The organism is Paenibacillus sp. J31R122, from assembly GCF_056269185.1.
The window spans coordinates 109,661-134,046 of record NZ_JBWDNM010000014.1 but is presented as its reverse complement, the minus strand read 5'-3'; the positions used below and the strand labels follow the sequence as shown (position 1 = coordinate 134,046).

The window sequence follows — 24,386 nt, the reverse complement described above, 5'->3', positions numbered from 1 at the left end:
ACGACCACGCAAAAATGAGGTCCACCTGAAAGATCTGGTGACCTCATAATACGAACGGGCAGGATAGTTCCAATATATGGTACTATTGATTAGGAGGAATAAAGTGAAGTATTGGACATATTTTGGTATCCTTTCATCATTAGGAACTATAGCACTATGGCTAATCCTAAACTTCTATAACCCATACAATTCTGAACCAGCAAGTAATGTCGTTTTGATAAGAGCAGGGTTATTTCTTTTAGCCCCAGCATTTGTAGCAGTAATAGGTGCGATTGTTAGGAAGCGTGTCATTATGCTCATCGCATTTTTCTGGTCGCTCCCTTTAAGCCTATACTTAGCGATGACGCCCAGTATCTTTAAGTTGTTTTTAGTTACCTCTCTTTGTTATCTTTTTACCGGGATTCCGATGAGAAAGAACACTAGTAAAGGGTTAAACTAACTGGGAACGTTAGTGTGTAGGCTGCCGCGAGGAAAGCTCCTTTGACCATTGAAGTAACGGGCAGATTTGCTTAACAATCTGGCGGGATAATAAATTGAGAATATATCACCTGTTCAGATTAATTTGCTTCAACCCCCAGTAGTTCCAAAGCCAACTGGACACGGAGCTGCTCCGCTGTTGTTAAGCTATCATGAATCGTGTCTATCCGAAGAATCGGAATGACAATCCGGTTTATGCCAAGTTCATAATTGTACTTTATGATCCACTCCCAATTCATCTCATTCAAATGAACTCCCGGCTTTATACCTTCATGCGCAGCAATTGGGTTCAAACCTAGCTCGGCAAGCTTCTTCTTCAAATCGGGAAATGGGATTGAATCGCTAAATCGGGCGCCGTACTTATTGGTAGCTATCAACTCGACGTTTCTGTAACCACACTCAGCTACCCGTTCCAGAGTTTTAAAATAATCCTCATTTAAGGCTTGATTCACAGAAAATAAATTGATTCCCATTTCCATCCCTTATCGAACTCCTATCCTATAAATTAAGCTCCAGGCTTATTTCACGTCTCCTCCAGTCAATCCGGTTACGATTTTTTCCTGTACAAGGAAATATACGAGCAGGATCGGCAGGCTTGCCATCGTCAAAGCCGCCATTAAGGCTGGAACGTTCACGGTCAGCTCGTCGTAAAACTTTTGCATCCCGAGAGGAAGCGTCATGTGTTCAGGACTATTAAGTAATATCAGGGCAAAACCAAACTCCGTCCAGATATGAATAAAATTGTAAATGATGATCGTAGCTATAGCGGGAGTCAGCATGGGAAGAATGATGCTCCAGAAAATACGGCCATGCGAACAGCCGTCGATTTCTGCCGCTTCCTCCACCTCTCGGGGCAGCTCAGACATAAACTGCGTTAAAATGAATATCGATATTGGCAGCCCAAAACCGACATACGGCCCCACGAGTGCCATTAAGGAATCGTAAATGCCCATATCTTTCGTCAATTTAAAGATCGGAATTAATGTGGAGTGAATCGGCAGCATCATCCCGGCCACAAACAGCATGAAAAGCGGCTTGCTTAATCCGAAACGCATACGGTTTATTGGATAGCTCGCCCAGGCGGCTAACAGCACGATCAATAACACGGACAATGCCGAAATATAAACGCTGTTCATAAAATAGCCCGTGAGGCCCATCTTAAACGCAAGCAAATAGTTGTCAAATCGAATAGATGTAAATAGGGAGAACGGATCCGTGAAGAACATCTCCTGCGTTTTGAAAGACGTCATGACCATATACAAGAAAACGCGTCATTTCAAGCCATTTGAGGACACGGTATAAATTAACTGCAATTGAAGTAAGACAGGAGGAATTTGCTAGAAATGGTGAGGATATTCTATTTACCTCGATAGATTTAATATCTATCATATTGATATACTGGTAATTTATGGGGGGGGATATGAATGTTTTCAATCTTGTTCAAGGCTTCAAATGAAAGCGTACACAAAAACACTTAGTTTAAAACAGCATCACAATTCAAAAATTGAAAGGTGGAATTTCTCTTGCTGAAAAAAATTCTCTTAAGTAGACAATTAGCCTTAAAACTTTTGCCATTATCTATCTTCATTGCTGCTATTACGTTTGCGTCTCAAGCTCATATTACGCATGCTGCAAATAATTATACCCAAAGCAATGAAATAATAAGTGGCTCTAATTACTCTGTAATTACGGTTAATTACACCGGAGATGACGCAGGTCCAGCAGTGGCTGAAGCTATTGAGGCCGCTAAAAATGCTCCCAAACCGGTTATTCTGGATTTCCCTTCTGGTACTTATAACTTTAAAGATGCATCTGCTATCAGAGCTGATTACTTTATCTCCAACACCCTAAAAGGAAGTAATTCTGGGGCATTGAACAGAAAGATAGGAATCCTGTTAAAAGATATTAACGACGTCACTATCCGGGGCAATAACTCAACGATGATGTTCCATGGTGTCATGACGCCTATCGTATTTGACCACGCTACGAATGTAAATATGCAAGATCTTAGTTTTGATTTCAAGCGGCCAGTTAATTCCGAACTTACTGTTCGCGCTGTGGGCAGCACGTATATCGAAGCGGATATACATCCAGATTCTTTGTACAGCATATCGAACGGTCAGTTTAAATGGACAGGAGAGGTAGACAGCAACGGCAATCCACTAGATAACTGGACTGCTCAAGGTTATGCAAACATCACATGGGCTCAGGAGTATGACCCGGATACCACAAGGGCTGAGTGGAGAAGAAGCCCATTCTCTGGCATGACGAGCGTTCAAGATTTAGGAAACAGAAGAGTTCGGTTTAATTATAAAAGTGCTCCTGCCCTTACAATTGGACATACCTTTCAACTGCGAAATGACATTCGTAAAGAACAAGGCGCTTTTATTTACAGAAGCAAGGATATCACATGGACAAGGGTAAATTTCCATGATGCCCCAGGACTTGGCATTGTCGCGCAATATAGTGAAGATCTAACCTTTGAGCAATTTAATTTTGCGCCTAAAGCGGGAAGCGGTCGTACAATCGCATCTATGGCTGATTTCATGCAGATTTCCGGTTGTAAAGGTGAGATTAAGGTCAACAACTCCAACTTCTTCGGAGCGCATGATGATCCGATTAATGTGCACGGAACACATCTTAAGATCGTAGACAAACCGGCTCCCAATCAGATTAAAGTAAAGTTTATGCATAATGAGAGTTGGGGCTTCGACGCTTTTGATGTTAACGACACAATTGATTATATTAACGCTTCCACCTTGCTTCCGGTTGATAGTGCTGTAGTGACAGCGGTTACACGCATTGACAACTATAATATCCTTCTGACATTGGATAAAGATGTTCCCACTTCCGTAACTTCAAATAAATTTGTTATTGAAAACGCAACCTGGACCCCGAATGTCACGATTACAGGTTCTACGTTTGCATCCACTGGGCAGAGAGGCATTTTGGTGACAACTCGTGGGAAAGTGGTGATCGATAATAATACATTTAATTATATAAGAGATAGCGCTATTAAGATAGCTGACGATGCTAACAGTTGGTATGAATCAGGTATGGTCAGGGACGTGACCATAAGCAATAATACATTTAATAACACTGGGAATCCTGTCATTAATATTACGCCAAGTTCGTCTTCCAAGCATCCTGATAAGACCGTGCATAGCAACATCAATATTAGCGACAATACATTTTATATGACGGGTGGCACTACCTCGATCAATGCTAGAAGCGTCAACGGATTCAGCTTTACCAATAACACTGCTCAGGAAGGCGGATTTAAAATCAATGCCGAAGGTTCAAAAAATGTAACTATAACAGGAAATGCGTTTGCACAGAGTGGGGTAACCAAAGATATAACTTTGTCCTATATGTATACGAATACCGACACAATTGACACGTCTCAAGGTTTTACGGTGACTAGAGACAACAATATTGACCCTCCTAATCCTAGCTACATCCCGCAATCACAAATGACAGCCACTGCAACCAGCCAGCGTAGCGGTAATGAGGCAAGCAATGCGCTAGACCATGACAGTTCGACGTTCTGGCATTCCGAGTGGGATCCAATGGCCAATCTTCCTCAGTCCATAACGATTAATCTTGGAGGTACTTACAGCATTGCGAAATTAAAGTATCTACCAAGACAAGATAGTCTTTCCAACGGCAATATTACGGGCTATACCATTTCTACAAGCACAGATGGCGTTACATTTACGGATGCAACCTCCGGAACGTGGGCAAACGATAAAACAGAAAAGACGGCAACTTTTACAGCAGTATCTGCAAGATATGTAAAATTGACTGTTACCAGTGGACATGGAGGCTTTGCTTCAGCTGCCGAGTTGAATGTACCGAATGAAGAATTGGTAAAGACGATTGTAGATTACAAGTCGGTTGCTGTGGATACGAACTTAGGCGTAATACCATCACTGCCAGCACAGATCGAGGCTGTATACAATGATGGAACAACTGGATTAGTTGACGTTGCATGGGATGAAATTACTGAGGAAATGGTTGCTGTGGAAGGAGTCTTTACCGTTCATGGAACAGTAGAAGGAACAACGTTAAAGGCAAAAGCGACTTACAGAGTAGTTGGGGTTGAGCCGGAGGCAAGTCAAGCTACTCTGAATAGCGTGCAGCAGGCGACCTCGGGCCAGACATTTGATGTAACGATGGGATTGAACGTTACGCAAAGTATGTACCAGTCGGTGTATGGTCAAGATTTGACGGTTCACTTTGATCCGCAGAAATTGCAGTTTGAATCAGTGACTTCCCTGAAAGACGGGTTCCAAGTCATCGATAAAAAGGAAACAGCTCCAGGAGAAATCCGAATTGTGGTTGCCAGCGTGGGCGTGAACGTGCCTGCCCAAGGCGATTTGCTCGCAATCCAATTTAAGGCTAAATCTGTAGCAGCCAATACAACAATTTCTGTAGACCATGTCGTGATTGCCAATGCAGAGGGGAATGAACTGCAGGTTGGCGGAGCTTCCCGCGAGATCCAAATAACTATACCTGTAGATAAGTCTCTCTTGAATGCAACGATCGCGAACGCTCAGGCGAAGTACGATGCAGCTGTGGAAGGCAATGAGGACGGACTGTATGTGACTGGCTCCAAAACGCAATTGCAGTCGGCTATTAATACGGCTACTGCAATAGCGAATAATTCGAATGCGACTCAGCAGCAGGTAGATGATGCGAAAACTGCATTAGCAGCGGCAATTCAAGTGTTTGTAAGCAAGAAAATAACCGCAGATATTAATGGAAATGGCGTCTCGGTCGGAGACCTGGCAATTGTTGCGGCAGCTTATGGCACCGAGCAAGGTCAGCCTGGCTGGAATGCGAGAGCAGATGTGAATAAAGACGGTAAGGTTGGTATTGAAGACCTTGCAATTGTAGCTTCGGCGATCTTGAAATAAAAAAAACCATTCCAACAGTGGTATGAACAGGTTCATTGCAGGTTGGGAACAGCTCATGGAAGGTTGGTACTTTCATGAGTTGTTTGTTTTTTATATCGATAGAATGATTCTAAAAAGGTGGTTTACTCGATGTTAAAAAGATTAGTTGCACTCTGTCTGACACTTCTTATGACCGTGTGTATACTTTTTCAACACGTTATATATGCGGTTTAAAAAGACAGAACCCAAGTTTGTTCCATTATTTAATAGAATCTTAATTTTTATTTGCGAGATTAAACTTTAATGAACTTCGTTTTAGGTGCTTAACTTTGACTGATTAGAGTCAATGCTAAGCACTTACCGAAAATCATCAAGATCATCCACGACATCCACGACATCCACGACATCCACCTCATCAATTGTAATTGCTTACATATAGTAAAATTCCAACTATTCAATTTCTTCTTTAAATTCGAAGACTACCAATTTCACTTATCGCCGCATATGCTACATACTTGGTCAAATATGGAAGTAGTATCGCTTGGAGTGATCTCCCACACCTTCAAAGCTAGGAGAGTGTTACCGTAACCGAATGTGTGCACATATAAAACAAATTAGTGGCCTTAGGGACACATTCGTTCATTTCATGCTTGAAACTCACTACACTATGAAATTTATGGCTGGTTCTGGATGGAAGCGGTGGATCAAACACAAATGAAGGGAGTGATGTGTATTTCTTGAGTTTTTATGAGAGTTTTGCAGATTTGAAATTTGAAACAGAAGTGTTTAAATGTAATATTGGCAAGCGGTATGTTGGCAACATAAGGGTGAATTTCTATGAGGATAAGAAAACGATTTGTTCTTAGTTTGGCGTTGCTTTTGCTTCAATTTCCCCATGACGTTATCCATGCAAACATATTTATCTAATGAGATGGAACTGAATCAATTTAGCAGGAGTGCAAACTTTTAGGCCGTTTCATCTGCATATTTCGAGAAAAAACAAGGAGGTATTTCCCAGTATGGTATTAAAAAGAAAAGCAGCGACATGGGCATCAATCCTTTTGTCTGCTGTCTTGCTCGTATCGAGTATTCCGACGGTAGCATCGACAATATCGGCAGCATCGGTCGAGGTGGTCTCGCCGAGTTCTCCCCAGCCGGATAGTCAGAAGACGCTTTGGTTCGGCGCACCTGCAAATAACGATTGGATGAAGGCTATTCCGGTTGGAAACGGCCGGATCGGCGGTATGGTTTTCGGTGAGGTTGCCAAAGAGCGGATTCAATTGAATGATGAAAGCCTCTGGGCGGGGAATAAGCTGGACGATAACAATCCGAATGCTCTCGCCAACTTATCCGAAATCCAGCAGCTGTTGTTAAGCGGAAAATCGGAAAATATTGAGAAAGCGTCTTCGATGGTTTCCAGTAATATGTTGGCCACGCCACTGAGTGTCCGTTCTTATCAGACTTTTGGCGATTTGTATTTGGATATGGGGCTTCAAGGGAGCGCACAAAACTACCGCCGGGAATTGGATATGGAAAATGGCATCGCAAGAACCAAGTTCACCTTGAATGGAGTAACTTATCAGAGAGAGGTATTCGTGTCGGCGATTGACAATGTCATGGTTATTCGTCTGACTAGTGATGCGTCAGGAAAAATTAACGCAAACGCATCGTTGACCCGTTCGAAAGACGCCACATCGTTGACTCTAGCAAACAATGAGATCGCGCTCCGGGGGCAAGTCGTTGACGTGAATAATCCGAGCGAGGGACCAGCTGGGAACCATATGAAATTTGAAAGCCGCTTAAGAGCGGTTCCAACAGGTGGTAATGTTACGAGTTCAAACGGCCAATTGCGAGTTGAAGGTGCGGATTCGCTCACGCTGCTCTATACATCGGCTACCGATTATGATTACGTGAATATGGATTTCGATCGCAGCAAAGATCCCGGTCTGCTTAGCGAAGCCATTCTGAATCAGGCAGCGGTCAAATCTTACGAGCAATTGAAAAGCTTCCATACGGACGATCACAAGGAATTGTTTAATCGTGTCGAGCTGAATCTGGGTCCTAGTCGATATGCGTCGATGGCAACGGATGCGCGTCTGAATGCCATGAAAGCCGGAACCGATGATCCACTCCTCATTGCTCAATACTTTCAATTTGGTAGATATTTGCTGATGGGCAGCTCCAGGGCGCCCGGCGATTTGCCTGCTAACTTGCAAGGAATATGGGCCGAGGGTTTGCAAAATCCATGGGATGCGGATTTTCATACCAATATTAATTTGCAAATGAACTACTGGCCTGCGGAAATTACGAATCTAAGGGAAACGACACAGCCGCTGATCAATTTTGTAAAACGTTTGCAAGTGCCCGGAGCGAATGCCGCTAAAAAAATGTATGGCGCCGATGGCTGGGTCGTCCATCATTTGACGGATGCATTCGGCCGTACGGGAATGCATGACGGGGCTCAGTATGGCGTTTTCCCAATGGGAGGCGCTTGGATCTCTATGCCGCTGTGGGAGCATTACGAATCCACGCAGGATGTCAACTTCTTGGAAACGGAAGCCTATCCGGTCATGAAAGGTGCTGCCGAATTTGTGCTGGATTTTTTAATTGAAGACAGCAAGGGCAGGCTCGTGACAGCACCGTCGACTTCGCCCGAAAACAGATACAGGCATCCGGTCACAGGTAAATCGTTTTCGTTAACTTATGCCCCGACGATGGACATTGAGATTATTCACGATCTGTTTACCAAAACATTGAAAGCCGGAGAGATCGTAGGCGGCGATAGCGTTTTCCTTGAGGAAGTGCAGCATGCTCTCGATCGTCTGCCGCCGCTGCAAATAGGTAAAAACGGAACGATTCAAGAGTGGATCGAGGATTATGATGAAACAGAGGTCGGCCATCGGCACGTCTCGCATCTCTATGCACTACATCCCGGCGATCAGATTACAAAAGCGACCCCTGAGCTATTCGAGGCGGCGAGGAAAACGATCGATAGACGGCTTTCGGCAGGAGGAGCAGGAACGGGCTGGAGCCGTGCGTGGACGATCAACTTTTTTGCACGATTTAAAGATGGTCAAGAGGCCTATAAGAATGTCACGGCGATGATCAAACAAAGTACGGCTTCCAATTTGTTCGATTTGCATCCTCCGTTTCAAATTGACGGGAACTTTGGCGGAACGGCCGGAATCGCCGAAATGCTCATTCAGAGCCACGACGGCCAAGTGGATGACCGTATACTCGATATTTTACCTGCCTTGCCTACTGCTTGGCCTGAAGGCAGTTTCAAAGGGCTGCGCACCCGCGGTAACTTTGAGTTGGACGTGGAATGGTCCGATCGCCGCGCAACCGAAATCAAGTTGAAATCGGAGTCGGGGAAAACGGCAAAGCTGCACTATAAAAAAATAAACGGTGTAAAGGTACTCACATCCGGAGGCCAAGAAGTGTCCTATACCGCAACTGGCCAAGACTTGATCGAATTTCCAACTCAAGCTGGCGAAACGTACACGTTATCTGAATTGCCACCACCGTATCTCATGAGCATAACAGCGCCAGCTGACATAACAGAGGTGGTAATCGGAACGGCGAAGACAGCGGAAGCCCTTGGATTGCCAAAGACATTATCTTTGGTATCCGATTCAGGCAGGATGGATGCCGATGTGACATGGAATGTAGATGCTTCAATCTATGATCCCACTGTAAAGACTGCACAGACCTTCACTATAAAGGGAACTGTAACTTTGCCAACTGGGGTGGCAAATCCCAATAACGTGCCTTTGACAACAAGCATTAGAGTAACTGTTGATACACCAGCTTTTATTCAGGCAGAAAACTATACCTCCATGAACAATGTACAGAAAGAGAATACGGGTGACATTGGTGGGGGACAGCATCTTGGATATATTGGTGCGGGTTCTTGGATGGAATACAATAACATTGATATTCCGACGTCTGGAACTTATACCCTGCAATACAGGGTGGCTGTCAATAAGGCGGCAGGATCCGGCATCACATTTATCGTAGACGGAGTTCCACTGAAGACAACGACATTGCCGTATACAGGAGGGTGGAATAGTTGGTCAACAGTGTCCGATAAGGTTACACTAGCGGCCGGGAAGCATACAATAAGGCTTCAGGCAACTACGGACGGATTTAATATCAACTGGTTCAAACTATGGAATCCAATAAATCCAAATCCTGAGTCTACATTGACAGGTTCACAGGAGGTAACTCCTGGTCAAACATTCGATACAACGATGGGGATAAGCAACGTTACGCAGAGCGAACACCAGCAAATGTACGCTCAAGATTTGACGCTTCATTATGATCCGGCGAAATTACAGTTCGAATCGGTTGAATCACTAAAAGACGGATTCCAAGTTATTGATAAAAAGGAGTCTGTGCCTGGACAAATCCGGATTGTGGCTGCAAGCGTGAAAGCGAATCAAGAAGTGGTTGGCGTACCTGTACAAGGCGATTTACTCTCATTCAAATTTAAGGCTAAATCTGCAACTCAGGCGGCCAATACGACAGTTTCTGTAGACCAGGTCGTTATTGCCAACGGACAGGGGAATGAACTGTCGATTAACGGATCTTCTCGCGAGATTAAAATCAGTATAGCGATAGATAAATCGCAATTGAATGCGTTGATCGCAAGCGCTCAGGCTAAGCACAATGCAGCTGTGGAAGGAAATGAGGACGGCTTGTATGCGGTTGGATCTAAAGCGCAATTGCAAACGGCAATCGATGCAGCTAGTGCGATAGCGAACGATGCGAATGTCACTCAGCAGCAGGTAGATGATACTAAAGCTGCGTTGGATGCGGCAATTCAAGTGTTCGAATCCATGAGAATTAACGCAGATATTAATGGACAAAGCGGTATCACAATCGGAGACTTGGCGATCGTTGCAGCAGCTTACGGTAAGCAAGAAGGTCAGCCAGGCTGGAATGCGAAAGCCGATGTCAATCATGATGGAAAAGTAGATATTGAAGACCTTGCAATCGTAGCTAAAGCGATTTTGCAATAATCAGTTTAAAGAAGCCATTGATTCCATTTTAAATGGGGTCAATGGCTTCTTTAGTACAGGAAAATCGCAAAAATAACAATCTTAAAGAAAAGTGTTATTTTGAAGAAGGGTAAGTGGGTGCTTTAACTCATGCTGCCCCAGCTCACAGCTACTTTGTTGATCCGAATTTCTCTGCCCACTTATGGGCGGAAAGAGCAAATCGTCAAGGGTAATCCTTAGTTTCGGTTGAATCAGTACAAGCAAGGTGTCACCATGTCAATAGACAGGGCAGTGATGCAGTGATGATTAAGAATGCACTCTTAAGTAGTAAAGAAGTTGTAATACTTAAACCGTCGCCCCTATTCTATACAGAGTGTCGGCTTTATAACATTAAGATAAAACGTTTAGTTAATTTTCACTATAAAGCTGTAAAAGTTCGGTAGTCAGATGTTCATATGATGGGGGCACATCGTATAAGATTTGTTCACACTGAACACTCAACACATGTGGAGTGTGTCGCTTGGTTGGAGCTGGAAATGTAGATCTACCGCCTCCATGTGAAAAACACGTCAATCAAGGCACATCCTAGGTTAATATGTTCCCGCATACCAAACATATGATTGGATAATTGCATGACCACATTTTGACCACGAACACTGCAAACACATCATATTGACTTGGAAATATAGGACTGATTTTTAAGGGGATTCGGATAGAAAACCTATGATAAGACCTAAAACTCACCTATTATCATGGGCGGCATGATGTAGGGTTTCGACCCTTACATTTGTGAAGTAGTCTAGGCTATTTCAGCCCAGTTCGAGAACTGGTCACGCTAAAAAACTTTTTTATAAAGTATAGACTACTTCCTAAAAACAGGAGGTAGTCTTTTTTATGTTGTTAAAATTTGCGTTTCAGGATTTTCTCGATGACAGCAGCTTCAACACGTTGCCTAGCTTTTTTTGTAATTGTCCTTACAAAGAGTACATTTTAAAAGACTTGTTTTAACAGCAAGTCTTTTTTAATCATGCACAGGTGGGTACGCCTCAATCTAATTCTTGATCTAAAACACGATTAACTAAACGACGTACGTCATCTGTTGACGTGGTATCCATTAATTGGTTTCTTAGTTCGCTTGCGCCTCTAAATCCACGAATATAGATTTTGAAAAAGCGAAGAAGTGATTTAAATGGACGTGGTTCGGTTTCTTTTGAATATTTATCGTGAAGATCCAATTGTAAAAGTAGTAAATTGAGAAAATCCTTCACGTTATGTTCTTTAGGTTCTTTTTCAAAAGCAAATGGATTGGTGAAAATGCCGCGGCCAATCATGACACCATCAACGCCGTATTGTTCTACTAATTTTAATCCTGTTGCGCGGTCAGGAATATCTCCATTAATGGTTAACAACGTATTTGGAGCAATTTCATCTCGTAATTTTTTTATTTCAGGGATTAGTTCCCAGTGTGCATCTACTTTACTCATCTCTTCTTTTGTACGAAGGTGAATGGAAAGATTCGCAATATCTTGTTTCAATAAATGTCCTAACCAATCGTGCCACTCGTTAATATCAATGTAACCCAATCTTGTTTTAACACTAACTGGTAATCCACCTGCTTTTGCTGCTTGAATAATTTCTGCTGCAACTTCGGGACGTTGTATTAATCCAGCGCCTTTTCCATTGGATGCTACGTTTTGTACGGGACATCCCATGTTTAAATCGATACCACGAAAACCAAGTTTTTTCATATCAATACTCATCTGTTCAAAAAATGCAGGTTTATCGCCCCAAATATGAGCGACAATCGGTTGCTCATCTTCTGTGAACGTTAACCGACCACGTACACTGTCTCTTCCTTCAGGGTGACAATAACTTTCTGTATTTGTGAATTCGGTGAAAAATACGTCGGGTTTTGCAGCTTCACTAATGACGTGACGAAATACAACATCTGTGACATCTTCCATTGGTGCTAATATAAAAAACGGCTTCGGCAAATCAAGCCAAAAATTATGTTCGTTACTCATTTTATCTTCTCCTTTTGCAACATATAAAAACGATTTTAGCTATAGCAAAGCCCTTTAACCATCATAAATAGTATCATTTATTTTCGTTTGATGCACGTGGAACCGGCAATGGACAAGCTGTGATTTGGCGTGGCTGAAGCTGACGATTCTGCAGACGCTCAAAGGGGAGTCAGTGCAAGTCGACGTCGATGATCCCGATAAGCGAAGTAGAAAAGTAATAAAACCGCCTACCTGTTATGGGCGGCATGATGTGATGAAATCATTTCACAAAGAGAGAAAACTCATTGGACTATCCGGGGTTTTATACGTAAAAGAGCTACTGGAGATTATCTAAAAGCCCAATACTACACAGAACCCTCGATAATTCAAACTGGAATCGCCATTAAAAAAAGTTGTCTGAATACTGTTGACACACGGAACTACAGCCTATTTTCCTTGGGATGGGGGTTTAGGTAAATACAGAAAAATATCATGTTATAATAATAAATATCATTCAAAATAATTTTTTCAATCCGTAAACTATATTATAGTTATGTCAAGTGGTTGATAATGAAGGTTTGAGTGAGCTCGATAGCATATCTCTCATTTTGCTTAAGTAATAAGTGTTCGACCCGCTTATAACTGTGTGGAGGGTATCCATGTTCAGACGTAGAGATAAAGGGATTATTAAGCATTTTATTGGAACTTTTGTATTGATCATCATCGTTCCATTCATCTTATTTATCACAATATTTTATAAATATTATTCAACATCTTTAATTCAAAGGTCAATTGATCAAGTTGTTCAGCAACTGGATATAGCATCTAACAGTATGAACGCTGAGCTGAAACGAGCTTCACTTACCATTGCTACAATTGCTAATGTGAATGACAATGCGATATTAGATGCAGTCTCAGAGTGGAGCAGAAGCTCGACATCAGAAGAAAAAATCCAACTTGCGCGTGAGATCGATGCATCCTTGAATATAATCTCGAATTATAGTAATGAGATCGTCAGTGTTATTTTTACTTTTAAAGATGGAGGCTATTATTATTTCAAGCACCTTCCAACGATTTCCGATTCTTCAATTCGCGATCTGCCATGGTATCAAGAAGCGTTAAGGAGTAGCAATGGAGCAACAGTCATTGTTGATAGCCTTAACGGTATTACTTCAGATAAACAGGACATGTTTACCTTTTTACTTCAACCGGATCGATCTTTGGAAACAGAGGTTGAGATGATTTATTTGAGTACCCGAGCATCTCTTCCGGATTTCATTCGTTCTAATCCTGAGATTGAACAATTCATTATTGATCGAAACGGTAATCGAATTGTGAATCAGAACAATCATGATAAGGTAGACCCTGGAATCATGATGGAACTTACTAAGATGTTACAGAAGAAAAAATCTCATGATAATGTTGATGATTACTCCTTTGTTAAGATAAACGGAAAGCATAAGCTTCTTATGCTGTATTCGTTTGAGAAGACAGATTGGAGTATTGTCAATATTTTAGATGAAAGCATTGTTACGGGGGACGCAGACCAATTCTTAAAGATATCCATAATTTACATGTTTGGAAGTTTCGCTTTTTTTATAGTTTTTCTACTTTGGTTTTTCCAAGACCTACTTAGGCCGATACAGAATCTCATTCGAGCTATGAGAAAGGTGGAAATAGGTGATTTTTTGACTGAGGTAAAGACAGACGGAAGAGGTGAGATTAGGCGGCTGGGTCATTCCTTTAATCGCATGGTGTCTCAGATCAGAGATCTTATTCAAGAACGTGATTTGAAGGAACGAGCGCGCAGTCAGGCTGAGATCGAAGCTTTGCAGTCACAAATTAATCCACACTTTTTATCGAATACATTGAATTCTGTTCGAATTATGGCCATGATCGCAAAGACAGACAATATTCGTAAAATTATTGAGAGCCTATCTGCCCTTCTGACTCATGTATTTCGTGAACCAAACTCGCTAGCCCCGATCGGTCAGGAGATCAAAGTACTAGAATCATACGTACATATTATGCAGGTTCGATATGGTGGCAAGCTTAATATCCAGTTTAATATTGATGATACGCTTTTGAATTACAGCATGCCCAAAATGTTGCTTCAACCGATTCTTGAGAATGCCATTTTTCATGGACTTGATCAACAAAAAATGAACGAACTTATTGAGGTGAAGGCGGTTCGGCGTGAACTTGGAGTTTGCTTTACCGTCACTGATTATGGTAAAGGAATGACAGACGAACAAATTAGGGGATTGCTACAGCAGGGTGGAAAAGATCAGCGTGGGAATTTTAGTAGGTTAGGTGTACATAATGTGTTGAAACGAATTGAGCTTAATTATGGTTATCCGTACGGCTTGGAAATTGATAGCAGTTTAGGTAGAGGCACCACCGTTATTATTCTGCTTCCATTGATATGAACGAACATTATTTTTCATTGAAAGGACGAGCCGAATGATGAATATAATGATAGTAGAAGATGAGACGATTATGAGATTGGCATTATCTACTCTGATTGACTGGGAATCGAACGGATTTCGGATTGTTTTTGAAGCAAGTAATGGTTATCAAGCACTTCAGTATATAAAGGAAAATCGAGAGATTGACATTGTGATTACGGATTTGAAGATGCCTGTGATGGATGGTTTAGAACTTATTAATGAGCTTAATCAGTTGAATGGAACTTCTCCACATGTTGTCATTTTAAGTGCGTACGATGATTTTGAATTTGTCAGGATGGCATTTAAGAAGGGGATAATTGACTATATTCTTAAATCGGAGATGGATCCGAATGTTGTACTGGATCTCTTGAGTAGGATCAAGCATGATTGTGAAGTTGAACAGACGACGTCAAGACAGTCGAGAGAAAACTTTAATGGCGAACGGATACGGTTAAAACAACAAACCATTCGAGAATGGCTTGAAATTGGTGTGAATCCTCAGTTGGAGCCTCCTATTCTGGAGGATATGAATATGAGGTTGGAATGGACCAATATTACAGTTTCAATGATTCGATTAGAGGGCTTTGCTGAGGTGCAGGAGCGGTATGGTTCGTCTATTGGGGAGTTTGTAAGTTCCGTTTTAAAGTCTATTGATCAGGTGCTGACAGAGGTAGGTACAGGTGAAGTGATCAGCAGTAATCCGTATGAGTACGTGGTGCTCTTATCGTTTCAAACGAGTAGTTTAATGTATATCAGACAAAGTATTTCGCAGATTATGGATCAAATCATATTTGTACTGAAGGAATACATCAATATTCAAGTCACGATAGGAGTAAGTGAGCTGTGTGAAGATTTAAAACAAATCCCAGAGTTTTATCTTCAAGCTCGAAAAAATGCTGATTTGCGCTTTGTTATTAATAAGCATAGGATCATTTACCCAGAGGATGCTAGACAATTCATGAAGCATTCGGGAGAGACCTTGATCGGGAAAGAGCAAACCTTACTGGAGGCATTGAAGAAGGGGGAAGAGCAATCGGTGCTGCAAGAACTTGACAAAATGTTTACACTGATAAAGCGTTCTGCCTCCATGGGAAATGAGGTACTGCGTACCCGATATATGGAACTCTTAATGATATTAGTGAAGTTCATGAATGATAACGGTTTTGTAAATAACCAAGAAATTTATAAGATAGAGGGCTTATATCAAATGGCTTGGCAGAGTGACTCCGCCGATCGTTTGCAAGCCAGTATTTCAAATTTGGTTCAACAGCTTCTCCAAGAGATAGATAAGAAGGCGGGTCAGATGAATCGAGTTGTGGCAATAGCACAAGCATTTATTATGGAGCATTATGATGAAGATATTACACTTAGGAAAGTAAGTGAAATCGTGCATTTAAGTGAAAGTCATTTCAGCACATTGTTCTCAAAGACAGTAGGAGAGACTTTTAAGGAATTTGTTACAAAAGTACGTATTGAAAAGGCAATGGAAAGCATGAAGAAGGAGCCTTATCTAAAGATATATGAGATTGCAGAGCGTACAGGATATGCTAGTACGGAGCACTTTAGTCGGGTTTTTAAGAAGGAGACTGGAGTGAGTCCAAATCAATTTATGAAAACGGTCTCAAAATAGCTTAGCTGAAACTGTCACTTTGATTCTAGATATGCTTAACACAAAATAATAGGAGTGAACTTGAAGAAGATCATCTGCTCAATAGTGCAGGTGATCTTCTTACTTCTATCGAAAACCTAAAACTATATCATGATTTCGAATATTGTATCATTCAGACATCTTATTGGAAGCGCTATGATATAAGCAGCAGATAAGTAATAGTCTGCAACAAATAAGTATAGGGGGAATGTTAAATGTATAATGCTAGACCACGTATTACACGTATGCTAGGTATGATCATGATTTTGGCTTTAGTGATTTCATTGTTTGCAGGTTGTTCTAAGGAGGCTCCGGTTGCTAATCAGGCGCTATCTGTAGAACCGGAAAAGCAGCAGGAGCAGAAAGAAGAAAAGAAGGATCCTATTACATTAAAATTCCCAATATGGTCAACGATTACGGAGGACTTATTTACGAAGCTAGATCTTGTAAACGAATACAAAAAGGAACATCCCAATGTCACCATTGAATTGGAGCTGTTAAAAGATACGGAATATGAAAATACGATGAAGATCCGAAATGCTGCAAACGAATTGCCAGATATTTTGCCTCTAAAATCAGCATGGCTAATTAATTTCAAGGATAAAATTTTGCCTCTTGATGACTTAGAAGCAGCCAAGAACAATTTATTCGCAGCTGAATTCAAGGTGGATGATCATATTTATGGTGTACCAGAAAGCCAATTCAATGAGTTTGTCTGGTATCGTAAGAGTATTTTTAAGGAATATGGACTTGAGATTCCAAAGACCTGGGGAGAATTTGTAACCGCTGCCAGAAAGATTAAAGATGGTGGTAAATATATTCCGATTGCCATGGGCGGTAAAGATGCATGGCCGGATTATCCTTTTAACGAATTTATGCCTTCTCTTGAAGCAGGAGATGGGGATTACTGGTCAACTATGGCGACGATAGATGAACCTTTTACGAAAGGCCAAGCTTTCTATGATGTTTATGTGAAAATTCAGGAACTTTACGATGCTCAAGTGATGGGTCCTGATCCACTTGGTGTTGGTTTTGATCAATCCAAGCTGATGTTTGGTTCAAATCAAGCGGCGATGATTGCTCTCGGTCAATGGTTCGGCAGTGATTTGAAATCGATGACGGATGTAGATATCAATGATATAGGTGCCTTCTTGTTGCCGGTTCGAAATTCAGTAGATGAGCCATTCAATACGATTTCCATGGTAGATACGTTCTTTACAATTCCGAAAACTTCGAAGCATCCAGACGAAGCGAAAGAATTCATTAACTGGTTCTTCAGTGATGCTTGGTATTCTAAATATTTGTCCGAGGCTCAACTTCAATCGACGATGAAGGATATAAAGATTGATCTAGGTACAATGTTTGATGGTGCTTTTGATGTATCCAATCTGAATTATGTGCTTAATAAAGGCGGCAATGAGGATTATAAGAAAATCGAATCAGCGATTAAGTTCGATGTGAAGAAAATGGGGCAGGACATGATGACAGGCAAGGATTTCGATAAGATGATGCAGGATATGAATAACAGCTGGAAAAATGCCCGTTCCAAATTAAAATAAATCTCAATTCGAAAGATGAGTAATGAGGAAGGTGGCTCAGTGTAGATGAGCCACCTTCCTTATATGGAAAATAGTGGAGGGGTAGAAATGAAAACAATTTCTATGCAGAAAAACATACTGTTATTCGGCTTTTTATTTATTCCTATATTGCTGCTATTGATGTTTGTGCTTTATCCGCTTATAGAACTGATCAGAATAAGTTTTACCGATTGGAATGGAGTAGATACTAAGCAAGTTTATATAGGCTTCGACAATTACATTAAGATGTTTACGGATTCATCAGATGTATGGCTATCACTTCGCAATAACGGCATTTACTTCATTTTTCATTTGATTATGATTCCGTTTGAACTAGCAATTGCGGTTTTATTGGATAGTAAGATACGTGCCAGTAAGTTTTTTAAGAGCATCGTATTCATGCCTTACATTATCAATGGGGTTGCTATTTCGTATATATTCGCTTTCTTTTATAGTCCCATTAATGGTGGGTTAAATGGTATTTTGGAAGCGTTTGGACTAGAGGCGTTCATACAGAGGTGGTTGACAGATGAGGCTATCGTTAACCTAAGCTTAGTGTTCGTATCGATTTGGCGATTCTCAGGCTTCCATGTCATCTTATTCCTAGCTGGCATACAATCTATTCCTCAGGATCAATTCGAGGCGGCAAAAATTGATGGTGCCAACAGCCTTCAGAGTTTCTGGTATATTATCGTCCCTGGTGTGAAAACGGTATTAGAGGTTATTTTGTTCTTAAATGTTGTTGGGGCACTACAAGTGTTCGATATTCCATTTATTATGACGCAGGGTGGTCCAGGTCATGCGAGTAGTACATTCACATTGTATACATTAGAGACGGCCTTTAAATTTAGCAGCTTCGGCATGGCTTCTGCGATGGGTATCACGATGTTAATTCTCATTATAATCCTGAATAGTATACAAAACAGACTGTTCAATTTGAAGGGGGTTGGTGAAGAATGACGAAGACTCTTTTAGCTAACCCAATCCTGAAGAAGCTTGCCTTGTATTTCATTTTACTTATGATATGTATGGTTATTTTCATACCTTTACTTATAACTTTATTTGCTTCATTCAAAACTGCGATGCAGATCGGCTCAGAATTTTCTCTAAAGCTACCTGAAAGCTTTAATTTCAATAACTACAAAGTTGTACTGGAAAAGGGTAAGTTTTTACAGGGGATGGGTAATTCTCTATTCCTTGTTGCAGTCAGTGTCATCATTAATTCTCTACTGGGAACAATGACTGCCTATGCGATTAATAGATTTGATTTTCGCTTGAAGAAGATCATACTCGCTCTCTTTTTAGTAGGTATGATCATGCCAGGTATGATTACTGAAATTTCGCGATTTACCATTATGAGTAAACTCGGACTTTATAATACCATTTGGGCTCCGATCGTAATTTATGCAGCAACGAATTTGATACAGCTCTATATTTATACGCAGTTCATAAATGGTATTCCCAAAGAATTGGATGAGAGTGCGATGCTGGATGGTAGTTCTTACTTTAAAGTTTTCACTAAAATGATCTTTCCACTTTTGCTGCCGGCAACTGCAACATTAGCAATTATTAAAGCGGTTGATGTGATGAATGATATGTATGTTCCTTATCTGTATATGCCGTCAAGCACACTGAGAACGCTGACTACGACCTTGATGTATTTCAGTAGTTCAAAGTTTGGAAGCTGGGATTATCTAAGTGCTGCGATAATACTGGTTATGTTGCCGACACTTATAATTTACCTTATATTTTCAAAGTACATTTTCAAAGGCATTGTAGCGGGTGCAGTGAAATCATAAGAAGATGAGATTAAGCATAAGGATGGGATGAACAATGTCAATATTTCAAGTGAAAAATAATCAATTTTATATGGATGAGCAACCAATGCGTCTAATATCTGGGGCGATTCATTATTTCAGAGTTGTCCCTCAATATTGGCATGATCGTTTGGCGAAGCTCAAGGCATGTGGATTTAATACAGTAGAGACGTATATACCTTGGAATTTTCATGAAGCGGAAGAAGGTAAGTTTAATTTTGAAGGTATGGCAGATATAGAAAGCTTTGTACGACTAGCGGGAGAGATTGGGCTATATGTCATTGTACGTCCAAGTCCATATATTTGTGCAGAATGGGAGTTTGGCGGATTGCCGGCGTGGCTACTGGCGGATAGAACGATGCGATATCGTTGCATGCATCAGCCTTTTCTAGATAAGGTGAATAACTACTACGACGTATTATTACCCAAACTGAAGCCACTACTTTGTACGAATGGTGGTCCAATCATTGCTATGCAAATTGAAAATGAATATGGCAGTTATGGTAATGATACGAACTACTTAGTATATTTGAAGGATGCCATGATCGAGCGTGGGATGGATGTATTGCTGTTTACTTCGGATGGTCCTGAACATCATATGCTCCAAGGAGGAATGGTGCCGGATATACTTGAAACGGTTAACTTTGGATCGAAAGCAGCTGAGTCATTTGAAATACTTCGCCAGTACCAACCTGATGGACCTGTTATGTGTATGGAGTTTTGGAACGGCTGGTTCGATATTTGGGATAAGGAGCACCATACTCGAGAAGCGAATGATGTCGCTGAAACATTAGATAAAATGTTGAAAGCGGATGGTTCAGTAAACTTCTATATGTTTCATGGGGGTACCAATTTTGGATTCACAAGTGGAGCCAATGGTATAGAACGTCATCAATACGATCCGACGATTACGAGTTATGACTATGATGCTCCTTTGAATGAATCAGGAGAGCCAACAGACAAATATTATGCTGTAAGGAATGTACTCTCTAAGTATGTAGAGTTGCCAGAGTTAATATTACCAGAACCAATTCCAAAGCGAGATTATGGGATTGTAAATGTGTACGAAGCAGTTACATTATTTAACCAATTAGATAATTTATCTGTCCCAGAGTGGACGACTAGCCCAGAATCAATGGAGTTTTACGGTCAGAATTATGGATTTATTCTTTACGAAACGTTCATCTCAGGTCCTCGTGAAGAACGTGAACTTATTTTACAAGAATGTCATGACCGAGCATTAGTTTATTTGGATGACGAATTTGTAGGTGTTGTAGAGCGATGGGATAAGAGTAAAAAAGTTAGCTTTACTGTACCAGAGAGTGGAGCGCGTATACGGATTTTGGTTGAGAATATGGGACGTATTAATTATGGAGCTTATTTAGCGGATCGTAAGGGGATTACTGAGGGAGTTCGCCATGGCAACCAATTTTTATTTGGCTGGAAGGTTTACCCGTTACCGTTAAATAATTTAGAGAAGTTAATTGTCAACTCAACTAGTGAAATTCTATCTGAACCGACATTTTATCGCGCTACATTATCAATTAATGAAGAGCCAGCTGATACATTTATTAATTTAGAAGGATGGACTAAGGGAGTCGTTCACATTAATGGATTTAACTTAGGACGTTATTGGAACAAAGGACCACAGAAGACAATGTATATACCTGCGCCACTACTACAGCAAGGTGAAAATGAGATTATTGTATTTGAACTTCATGGTACAAATCGATTGGAATTGAGATTTCAAGACAATCCGATAATAGGTTAGAAGAAGAGAATGTGTATACTCCCTAGAGATTAATCTCTAGGGAGTATACACGTTTATGGGCGAATATTTTTATTACAATGAGGAATGGGAACCAAGCGAAGAGAAGAAATAGGGAGTGAAAGTGTATGAGCAAAAAGCGCAAATAAAAAGAGTACGAGAATCGTCCAAGGGATTACGTATACACGAATGGACTAACGGAGAAATGAAACATCCATTCAAAACTTAGAGAATTTCTGGTATTGGCTATTAGGTCCGGATTCTCAAACATTTTTTATTTTCCTATAATCGCTCGGGGTTATACCCGTACTACTTTTAAATAAACGATAAAAATACGAACTACTAGTAAAACCTGTTTTTTCAGCGATATCAACAATGGTGTATTCGGAAGTCTTCAGCAGCTCTTTAGCTTTATTCAACCGCATTTCGCTAATTATATCAGTTAGTGCATTTGTGGTTAATTGTTTATATAACCGGCTCAAATAAATTGGAGACATCGAGAACTCGTCTGCAATTGAATTCAAGCATAGGTTAGAATTGCCATAGTCTCGCTCAATAATTTGATGTACTTTTCTAATGAGATCTTCTTGCTTTGTACTTCGTTTCTCTTCGAGTTTTTGACTTATTTCTTCAAATATCTTGAAATACGAAGTGTGGATCTCTTCAATGGTCTCAACATGATTGGGTAGTAAGAACGTTGTATCGAATTCGGGAATCGTTAAGATCGCATTGTTCTTTTTTAATGCTTTCAATACGTTATTAACGGTGAGTGCTAAATGCGATATTACAAGTTGAACAACCGTAAAGGAATATTCTGGAATTTCTCCTACGATATCCATATAATAGCTTCGGGCTTTATCCACATTTCCGGACATCAGGTATTCAATGAACTGTTTTTCTTTTTGCACGGGAAACATATATTCTTTGGATTTTAAGTTCATAATGTCATCCGAAAAGAGAACGCTACCGTGACCTTTGAATAAGCGATGGAAAGAAGCCTCATGTACTTGATTGTAAACTGAAATACATTGTTCGATTGATTCTTTCACTTGACTAAAAGTAATCGAGATAGATAATTTTAAATGTTTAGTGATCGACATTTGCATATGCTCTGCCATTTCAATCAGCGAATCCCGTTCCATTTTAATAAGCGGTTCTTGGATGTTGAGTACAAGTAAAAGACTGTCATCCCACATATCAATGGCTTCGACTTGAAAGCTAGTTGAGGCGATTTCCGTACAAACGTTCATTATGGCGTATCTGATCAATTTAATATCATCTTTGTATTGGTCGAGGACTACGGGAAACTGATCGATTCTTATCAAAACAATCAACGATTTACTATCAACCATAAGGCCTGAATTAAAGTATTGTAATTTTTGTCGCAGGACCTCAGCATTATTCGTTTCTCTACCTAAAATCGTATTTCTCAGAAAATCCTGCTTGAGAATATGGTGATGATCACGTCTTTCTATTTCCATGGTTTTGAACTTACGGATGACTTTATCAATCGGGCGATATATACCGTGGGATAAAGTTAACGAAATCAACAATCCTAAGAGAAGAATGCCAAGGCAGATAAAGAGTGTTCGATACCGCATTTGACTTAGTTCATGATTAATATTGCTATAAGGGGTAATACGAACATATCTCCAGCCTAATTGATCGGGTGAAGTGAATGTTATTAACGATTTAACTTCATCTACTGTGTCTACAAAATAAGTAGATTGTGAAGTATCCTGAATAATTTTTTGTATATAGTTTTTATCCGACATATCGGTTAGCATCGGCTGCATGTCATTACTGGAGTACAATATTCCGTCCTGATTAATGATAAACGTATTCTCTTTATTTAGCTCTTTCTCCGATTGATCTAATGGCACGCCTAACCATGATGCCGAGATATTGACTACGACTGCTGTATTTAAATCGTTAGTATCATCAATGACGCTATAACACAAGTAAGTGTAGCTTGATACGGGAGTGCTCTCAAGCGAACCGATGTTATAGGTTCTGGGGATCGGTTGGAAGGGACGATGATCTTTATAGTTCTTAAAAAGGTCTAGAATTCCCTTATCATCAAGTTCAGACTTCAATTGAATTCCGTTTCGTGCATTATTGGAGCTAATATAGAACTGATTGGATTTCGCATTATATACATAAATTGATTCAATGAATGGTAAGGAAGCACGATAGTTATCAAGTTGTTGTTGTGCAAAAATGCGGTCATAGATATTCAAGTTCGCATAATACCTTATTTTGGCTACCGCTGGATCATGGTAAATCTGGGTGGACAGTGAGGTAACCGTTTCTGTCAAATTGGATAATTCTGCTTTAATTTGATTCAGACTATTCGAATCGGAACGATAAACTTGTTTAAGTGCGATGTTTTCGAAGTTCATATATAGAATAGTTGAAGTTATCAAAAGTGTAATAACAACACATCCAATTGAGCCAAAGAGTATTCGGCTATAAACTTTTTTATGTTCTCTGGACCACTTTTTCATCATTTTGTGAAACCCCTTTCAGCGATGGTTTGAGTATACCTGATCAGTTGTGTGCTTTCAATTGAATTCATGCTTGAAATATCCAGAATAGGGTGAAATGTAGAAAAGATTCACGAAAGTACTTAAAGTTCACACTCTAAAAGTGCTGAATTTACAGTAATATGCGACAAGGTTCAGTATATTATCGAATTAGCTTCCTCTATGATTTGGATGTAAGGATTAACAATGATTCTACTCA

Annotated in this window: 12 protein-coding genes; 8 read left to right on the top strand and 4 right to left on the bottom strand. The window is 40.5% G+C overall.

The window, feature by feature from the left end; all coding sequences use genetic code 11:
- Positions 1-557 precede the first annotated feature (557 nt).
- A complete protein-coding gene (locus tag AC0YN7_RS22065) occupies positions 558-956 on the bottom strand; it encodes a hypothetical protein (protein ID WP_475812187.1) in 399 nt (132 codons plus the stop codon).
- A 39-nt stretch (positions 957-995) separates the two neighbouring features.
- Positions 996-1,733, bottom strand: a complete 738-nt coding sequence (locus tag AC0YN7_RS22060) for a carbohydrate ABC transporter permease (RefSeq protein WP_475812281.1) — start codon at positions 1,731-1,733, stop codon at positions 996-998.
- Between the two features lie 267 nt (positions 1,734-2,000).
- Between AC0YN7_RS22060 and AC0YN7_RS22055 the strand changes: the two genes are divergently transcribed.
- Complete coding sequence (locus AC0YN7_RS22055) at positions 2,001-5,396, top strand: discoidin domain-containing protein (protein ID WP_475812186.1); 3,396 nt, start codon at positions 2,001-2,003, stop codon at positions 5,394-5,396.
- A 998-nt stretch (positions 5,397-6,394) separates the two neighbouring features.
- The gene (locus tag AC0YN7_RS22050; protein ID WP_475812185.1) at positions 6,395-10,399 is read left to right on the top strand and encodes a glycosyl hydrolase family 95 catalytic domain-containing protein; all 4,005 of its coding nucleotides are present in this window, start codon (positions 6,395-6,397) and stop codon (positions 10,397-10,399) included.
- 1,025 nt (positions 10,400-11,424) lie between these two features.
- Here the strand turns inward: AC0YN7_RS22050 and AC0YN7_RS22045 are convergent.
- Positions 11,425-12,402 carry a tRNA dihydrouridine synthase gene (locus tag AC0YN7_RS22045; RefSeq protein ID WP_475812184.1) on the bottom strand — a complete coding sequence of 326 codons (978 nt, stop codon included), beginning with the start codon at positions 12,400-12,402 and terminating at the stop codon, positions 11,425-11,427.
- A 638-nt stretch (positions 12,403-13,040) separates the two neighbouring features.
- Here AC0YN7_RS22045 and AC0YN7_RS22040 point away from each other — a divergent pair.
- From AC0YN7_RS22040 to AC0YN7_RS22015, 6 genes are all read left to right on the top strand, one after another.
- Positions 13,041-14,810: a cache domain-containing sensor histidine kinase gene (locus tag AC0YN7_RS22040; protein WP_475812183.1), complete on the top strand. Its 1,770-nt coding sequence runs from the start codon at positions 13,041-13,043 to the stop codon at positions 14,808-14,810.
- A 34-nt stretch (positions 14,811-14,844) separates the two neighbouring features.
- Entirely contained in the window at positions 14,845-16,461 is a 1,617-nt protein-coding gene (locus AC0YN7_RS22035; RefSeq protein WP_475812182.1) for a response regulator, read from the top strand.
- Between the two features lie 233 nt (positions 16,462-16,694).
- Entirely contained in the window at positions 16,695-18,038 is a 1,344-nt protein-coding gene (locus AC0YN7_RS22030; protein ID WP_475812181.1) for an ABC transporter substrate-binding protein, read from the top strand.
- Positions 18,039-18,125: 87 nt separating this feature from the next.
- Positions 18,126-19,016 carry a carbohydrate ABC transporter permease gene (locus AC0YN7_RS22025; RefSeq protein ID WP_475812180.1) on the top strand — a complete coding sequence of 297 codons (891 nt, stop codon included), beginning with the start codon at positions 18,126-18,128 and terminating at the stop codon, positions 19,014-19,016.
- Positions 19,013-19,855 carry a carbohydrate ABC transporter permease gene (locus AC0YN7_RS22020; protein WP_475812179.1) on the top strand — a complete coding sequence of 281 codons (843 nt, stop codon included), beginning with the start codon at positions 19,013-19,015 and terminating at the stop codon, positions 19,853-19,855. The genes AC0YN7_RS22025 and AC0YN7_RS22020 overlap by 4 nt, the downstream gene beginning before the upstream one ends.
- A 34-nt stretch (positions 19,856-19,889) precedes the next feature.
- A complete protein-coding gene (locus AC0YN7_RS22015) occupies positions 19,890-21,644 on the top strand; it encodes a glycoside hydrolase family 35 protein (RefSeq protein WP_475812178.1) in 1,755 nt (584 codons plus the stop codon).
- A 260-nt stretch (positions 21,645-21,904) separates the two neighbouring features.
- On the opposite strand, the gene AC0YN7_RS22010 is transcribed toward AC0YN7_RS22015, so the two are convergent.
- Positions 21,905-24,151: an AraC family transcriptional regulator gene (locus AC0YN7_RS22010; protein WP_475812177.1), complete on the bottom strand. Its 2,247-nt coding sequence runs from the start codon at positions 24,149-24,151 to the stop codon at positions 21,905-21,907.
- Positions 24,152-24,386: the final 235 nt, after the last annotated feature.

Excerpts from the sequence above, each read along its gene's own strand:
- AC0YN7_RS22065 (WP_475812187.1), bottom strand. The coding sequence starts at position 956 with ATGGAAATGGGAATCAATTTATTTTCTGTGAATCAAGCCTTAAATGAG.
- AC0YN7_RS22060 (WP_475812281.1), bottom strand. The coding sequence starts at position 1,733 with ATGGTCATGACGTCTTTCAAAACGCAGGAGATGTTCTTCACGGATCCG.
- AC0YN7_RS22050 (WP_475812185.1), top strand. The coding sequence starts at position 6,395 with ATGGTATTAAAAAGAAAAGCAGCGACATGGGCATCAATCCTTTTGTCT.
- AC0YN7_RS22045 (WP_475812184.1), bottom strand. The coding sequence starts at position 12,402 with ATGAGTAACGAACATAATTTTTGGCTTGATTTGCCGAAGCCGTTTTTT.
- AC0YN7_RS22040 (WP_475812183.1), top strand. The coding sequence starts at position 13,041 with ATGTTCAGACGTAGAGATAAAGGGATTATTAAGCATTTTATTGGAACT.
- AC0YN7_RS22035 (WP_475812182.1), top strand. The coding sequence starts at position 14,845 with ATGATGAATATAATGATAGTAGAAGATGAGACGATTATGAGATTGGCA.
- AC0YN7_RS22030 (WP_475812181.1), top strand. The coding sequence starts at position 16,695 with ATGTATAATGCTAGACCACGTATTACACGTATGCTAGGTATGATCATG.
- AC0YN7_RS22025 (WP_475812180.1), top strand. The coding sequence starts at position 18,126 with ATGAAAACAATTTCTATGCAGAAAAACATACTGTTATTCGGCTTTTTA.
- AC0YN7_RS22020 (WP_475812179.1), top strand. The coding sequence starts at position 19,013 with ATGACGAAGACTCTTTTAGCTAACCCAATCCTGAAGAAGCTTGCCTTG.
- AC0YN7_RS22015 (WP_475812178.1), top strand. The coding sequence starts at position 19,890 with ATGTCAATATTTCAAGTGAAAAATAATCAATTTTATATGGATGAGCAA.
- AC0YN7_RS22010 (WP_475812177.1), bottom strand. The coding sequence starts at position 24,151 with ATGATGAAAAAGTGGTCCAGAGAACATAAAAAAGTTTATAGCCGAATA.